Here is a 3,887-nt window from a genome sequence, read left to right as displayed (position 1 = left end):
ATAAAAGAAAAATTAGAGTATGCAATACTAAACTTGAAAATGCAATTATTTCAATATTTAGAGAAAGTAAAAATAACGACTAATTGTATAATCAAATTGAACTAATAAAAAATCCATAGTAGATTATCTGTGTTATGATTTAATTGCTACAAAAAAAAACAACACGGAGGATAATCACTATGGATCACCAAAATCATAACACAGAATCACGTAAAAATAAACACTTGAATGCTAAAGAACGCTTGACTATAGAGCTACGTCTTAAAGATGGATATTCAGCGTATAAAATAGCCAAAGAGCTTAATCGTTCAATAAACACTATTCTTAATGAGATACGTCGTGGTACAACTACACAGATAAAGCAAGGTAAGCATATCAAAATGTATCTTTCAGATACTGGTGCCAATATTTACAATAGAAATCGTGAAAATTCTTGTCGTACATTTAAACGTCTAGAGTGTAGCGAGTTTATTAATTATGCTGTGGATAAGATAAAAAATCATTCATGGTCTCCTGACGCTTGTGTCGGTTACGCCCTTGCCACAGGCAAGTTTCAACGTTTTCAAATGGTTTGCACTAAAACTATATATAATTATATTGATCTTGGGATGTTAGAGGTTATTAATGCAGATTTGCCAATGAAGCTACGCAGAAATACTAAACCATCAAGAGTAAAAGAACACAAGAAAAAACTTGGCAGAAGCATTACTGAACGTCCAAGTGATATTGATAATCGTAAAGAATTTGGACATTGGGAAATTGATACTGTTGTTGGGCAAAAATCTAATAATGATTGTGTTCTTTTGACTATTCTTGAGCGTAAAACCAGGAATGCTATTATACAAAAAATTGAATCTAAGACTGCTGAAGCAGTTACGGGAGCACTTAACAGAATCCGTAACATATATGGTAAGCAGTTTAGTGAAGTTTTTAAAAGCATAACTGGTGATAATGGCTCTGAGTTTGCTGACTTATCCACATTAGAATCTGAAACAGGTACAAAGGTATATTTCACTCATCCATATTGCTCATTTGAGAAAGGTACAAATGAACGTCATAATGGTTTAATACGCCGTTTTATCCCAAAGGGAAAACGTATTTCAGATTATAGTCAAGATGATATTGTATTCATAGAAGAATGGATGAATACTCTTCCAAGGAAAATACTAAACTATAAAACTCCAGAAGAACTTTTTGAAATACACTTAGATGAAATCTATATAGCATAAGTAAATTCAAGCATTTAAGTCATATATAGAAATTAGTTCAATTTGTTATTGCAATTTATCTCTTATTATTAATGAAGAATTTACATATACTAAAACAGCCATATTATCTTCAGCAATATCATTTCTTTCAATAATAGCTAAATCATTTGTAATTATTCCAGACTTCATCATACCTTCATCTTCTACTTTAACCATAAATATTTCTTTATCATCTGATATAAAATTATTAGGTATTTTAAACATTTCAGATATATTTTCTTTATCTAATAAATTCATACCAGCTCTGTATCCTTTAATTACTGGTATATCAATCATTTCTTTTTTAGCTTCTGATAATTCAATAATTTCTAAAGCTCTTGGCTTTGATGGATTTCGTTTTATAAGTCCTTTCTTTTGAAGCCTTTCTAAATGTCCCTGCACTGTTGATGTAGACCTTAATGAAACTGCATCACAAATTTCTCTTACCGTAGGTGGATATCCAGTATCTTCTGTATATTCTTTTAAAAAATTATAAATTTCTTGTTGCTTATTATATTCCATCTACCCATCCCCTTATAATATCATATCAAACACATATTCGTAGAACATATGTTTGATATTATATTACCACTTTATTTTTCTATTGTAAATATTTTAAATCTATAATCCTAATCCTTTAAATGCATTTTCAAATGCATCTTCATTTTCTGATGAACTCTCATTATGTTGAACTACTTCCTCAGCAGTTTCATCTATATATATAATGTAATTATTGGTGCTATTTTTGATACCATTTTTAACATCACAATTTATATTCACATCATTTTTGGTGCTATTATTAGCGTTATTTTTTGTACTATCGTTTATTGTTGTGTCAATTTTGGCATCAATATTAGTATCATTTTTAGATATATATTTATATAGTACATTTTTTATAAACTCAGCCTTATTATTTTGAGTAGAAAGAAAGAGCTTAATAGCTCTGTCCCTTTCATTATCCATATTCAAAGTAAATGATTCTCTACTTGGCTTTTCTGTTGCTTTCTGCCTGGCCATTATCTGCACCCCATTTCTTTTTCGCAACTGCAGCTGCTCCAATAACATTACTGTATAAATTGTTTTCTAATATTTCAGCATTATCTGGAATCTTATCTTTTATCTCATTTAAAAGTGAACTTCCTCCACCGCTAAACACAATATTATCAAAATGAGATAGTATACAGTTATGCGCTTGTATATCTTCTATTATGTCATTATAAAATCTTATATAATCTTTCTTATATACAGTAGCCTGACCATTCTTTATAAATCGCTCCATATCCTTTAATTCATACTGCTTACTTATATTAGCTTCTCTCACTCTTTCATAGAAATCAAGACTTCCTAAGTTCATAGTTCTATTTACTTCAAGATTTCCATTTATAAAAGCACAATAATTACTTGTCCTACCTCCAATATCAATTAACAATATACTTTTTTTCTGCAGTTCTGCATTCAATGAAAAGAAAGTAACATATCCTTCTGGCAATACTATAACATCATTAATTTTTATATTTCTTTTATTAGTAACTCCATTTGCTCTACACTCAAATTCATATTCTTTATTCTTCAGTTCCATATATTTTGACTTATTTTCTATTGTCATTTGCTGTGTTGGTAACAATAAGCACAGATTACTATCTATATGATCTTCATCATACATCTTTGCATATGCATATAACATCTGTGCTGTAAAATCCTTATTTGTTTTTACATTTTCCATAGAAAAATTTCCTTTTTCAAAATATACTGTTGATTCATTATACTTTACCCAGTTAAACAGCTCAGGAGTATTTTCATAATCCATTGATACCTTGCTGGAAAATGAAATCTTTTTATTTGAATCAACATCTAATACCTTTATATTATAATTTCCTAAATCCAATACTGTTATTTTCATAAATATTGCTCCTCCTTGATTTTGGAGCAATTATAAACTATACTAATATTGCGGTATTGGTGGTAGTTTATAACTGCTGCCTTTTTTATTTATCAAATTCTATTGTGCCTGCTACATATTTTTCATATTCTTTTCTAGCTCCAGTCATTGTTAATTCATCAAACGACCAGTTTAATCCATTTAATAATTTTTCTACAAGGTCTTTATTAAATATTGCTTTACTTTCATTCACTATCTTTAATGCTCTTATAAGATACCCCTTACAAGTTTCATTAAAATTTTCCTCATTAACCTCATTCATTCCTATTCCCCCTTCACTTCTGCATCAATATAAACTCTGTAAAATTCATTGCTTCCTCTATTTTTATAAGGTTCAGATTGTGATAATATATTAATTTCACTATTTTTATTAAACAATATTATCGCTTTATTTATTTCTTCCAGTTTTCCTTCAATTCTTACTTTTATCAAATCAATCCCTCCATCCTAATAATCTCCATTCCAAATCATCATAATCATACTGGCGTGGTTCAACATTGTTAAAGCTTTTAGGATCACTACCACTATTTAAGCTTTCATTCCAACTAGATCCGCCGCCTACATCTGCATTGACTTCTATAAGCTTCTTTACATAAGCATATATATTACTTACATTTCTTTTAATTGCATATCTTAAATACTCTAATACTTTATTAACTCTATTTTTACTCATCTCCAATAAATTCTTTGCTTGTCTATGT

Annotated in this window: 6 protein-coding genes and 1 pseudogene; 1 reads left to right on the top strand and 6 read right to left on the bottom strand. The window is 29.1% G+C overall.

Going from position 1 to position 3,887, the window contains the following annotated elements; translation table 11 throughout:
* The first annotated feature begins 179 nt into the window (after positions 1 to 179).
* On the top strand, positions 180 to 1,229 hold the full coding sequence (locus Q0F58_RS17815; RefSeq protein WP_294379201.1) for an IS30 family transposase: 1,050 nt from the start codon (positions 180 to 182) through the stop codon (positions 1,227 to 1,229).
* Between the two features lie 45 nt (positions 1,230 to 1,274).
* On the opposite strand, the gene lexA is transcribed toward Q0F58_RS17815, so the two are convergent.
* From lexA to Q0F58_RS17785, 6 genes and pseudogenes are all read right to left on the bottom strand, one after another.
* Complete coding sequence (lexA, locus tag Q0F58_RS17810; protein ID WP_294379200.1) at positions 1,275 to 1,769, bottom strand: transcriptional repressor LexA; 495 nt, start codon at positions 1,767 to 1,769, stop codon at positions 1,275 to 1,277.
* Positions 1,770 to 1,868: 99 nt separating this feature from the next.
* On the bottom strand, positions 1,869 to 2,264 hold the full coding sequence (locus Q0F58_RS17805; RefSeq protein WP_294379199.1) for a hypothetical protein: 396 nt from the start codon (positions 2,262 to 2,264) through the stop codon (positions 1,869 to 1,871).
* On the bottom strand, positions 2,230 to 3,147 hold the full coding sequence (locus Q0F58_RS17800) for a ParM/StbA family protein (RefSeq protein ID WP_294379198.1): 918 nt from the start codon (positions 3,145 to 3,147) through the stop codon (positions 2,230 to 2,232). The genes Q0F58_RS17805 and Q0F58_RS17800 overlap by 35 nt, the downstream gene beginning before the upstream one ends.
* Positions 3,148 to 3,232: 85 nt before the next feature.
* Entirely contained in the window at positions 3,233 to 3,448 is a 216-nt protein-coding gene (locus tag Q0F58_RS17795) for a hypothetical protein (RefSeq protein ID WP_294379197.1), read from the bottom strand.
* A 2-nt stretch (positions 3,449 to 3,450) separates the two neighbouring features.
* Positions 3,451 to 3,618 (bottom strand): DUF3970 family protein, encoded by a 168-nt coding sequence (locus Q0F58_RS17790; RefSeq protein ID WP_294379196.1) that lies wholly within the window; start codon positions 3,616 to 3,618, stop codon positions 3,451 to 3,453.
* A 1-nt stretch (position 3,619) separates the two neighbouring features.
* A pseudogene (locus Q0F58_RS17785) lies at positions 3,620 to 3,887 on the bottom strand (hypothetical protein); the annotation flags it as partial.

This window comes from uncultured Clostridium sp. (assembly GCF_934754915.1).
Taxonomy (GTDB): Bacteria; Bacillota; Clostridia; order Clostridiales; family Clostridiaceae; genus Clostridium.
The sequence above is the reverse complement of the archived record's forward strand: the minus strand, read 5'-3'. Positions and strand labels throughout refer to the sequence as shown.

What these genes read in the sequence shown, in the direction of transcription:
- Q0F58_RS17795 (WP_294379197.1), bottom strand. Translation starts at nt 3,448, where the DNA reads ATGAATGAGGTTAATGAGGAAAATTTTAATGAAACTTGTAAGGGGTAT.
- Q0F58_RS17800 (WP_294379198.1), bottom strand. Translation starts at nt 3,147, where the DNA reads ATGAAAATAACAGTATTGGATTTAGGAAATTATAATATAAAGGTATTA.
- Q0F58_RS17815 (WP_294379201.1), top strand. Translation starts at nt 180, where the DNA reads ATGGATCACCAAAATCATAACACAGAATCACGTAAAAATAAACACTTG.
- lexA (WP_294379200.1), bottom strand. Translation starts at nt 1,769, where the DNA reads ATGGAATATAATAAGCAACAAGAAATTTATAATTTTTTAAAAGAATAT.
- Q0F58_RS17805 (WP_294379199.1), bottom strand. Translation starts at nt 2,264, where the DNA reads ATGGCCAGGCAGAAAGCAACAGAAAAGCCAAGTAGAGAATCATTTACT.